2 pseudogenes are annotated in these 707 nt (G+C 73.7%); both read left to right on the forward strand.

The features are described 5' to 3' along the window. Positions 1–168, forward strand: a pseudogene (locus HC022_RS28105) (tRNA (adenosine(37)-N6)-dimethylallyltransferase MiaA); the annotation flags it as partial. Further along, positions 165–707, forward strand: a pseudogene (locus HC022_RS28110) (AraC family transcriptional regulator); the annotation flags it as partial. The pseudogenes HC022_RS28105 and HC022_RS28110, both read left to right, overlap by 4 nt.

Below are 707 nucleotides of genomic sequence, written 5' to 3' on the forward strand. Positions count from 1 at the left end.
ATCGGCGCGGCCGAGCTGATCGGCCACCTGCGCGGCGAGATGACCCTCGACGAGGCCATCGACCGGGCCACGGTGCTCACCCGGCAATTCGCCAAGCGCCAGCGTACGTGGTTCCGGGCGCGGATGCGCGACTGGCCCGCGCTGACCCCGGAGGAGAGCGGCGCGTGAGTGCCGCCCCGGACAGTGCCGCGCCGGTGCGCGTGGCCTCTCTGGGGAGCATATCCGGCTGGCGCTACCGTCTGCTGCACGACCGGGGCGATCACACGCTGATCTGGCTGACCCGCGGACAGGGCCGCGTGATCGTCGACGGCATCCGCCGCGGGCTCGGGCCGCACAACGCGCTGTTCCTCCCGGCGGGCACGCTCTTCGCCTTCGAGCCGGGCGCGCAGAGCCTTGGCACGGTTCTGCATTGTCCCGCCGGCCGCACCGGGCTCTGGCCCATGGATCCGCTGCACCTGCGGGTGCGGGAAGGCGCCGCGCAGGGCGAGCTGACGGGCATGCTCGACGCCATGCAGCGCGAACAGGGACAGGACCGGCTGCTGATGGACGAGGCGCTGGGGGCGCAGTCCAGCCTCGCGGCAGTCTGGCTGCAACGGCAATGCGCGGCGGGTGCCCGCGATGCCCTGCCCGACAGCGCCGCGCACCGGCTGATGCGGCTCTACGCAGGCGCGCTCTCGGCCGGGTTCCGCAGCGACCGCGGGGTTTCG

The sequence above is a fragment of the Salipiger sp. HF18 genome, assembly GCF_011806505.1.
Taxonomy (GTDB): Bacteria; Pseudomonadota; Alphaproteobacteria; order Rhodobacterales; family Rhodobacteraceae; genus Salipiger; species Salipiger thiooxidans.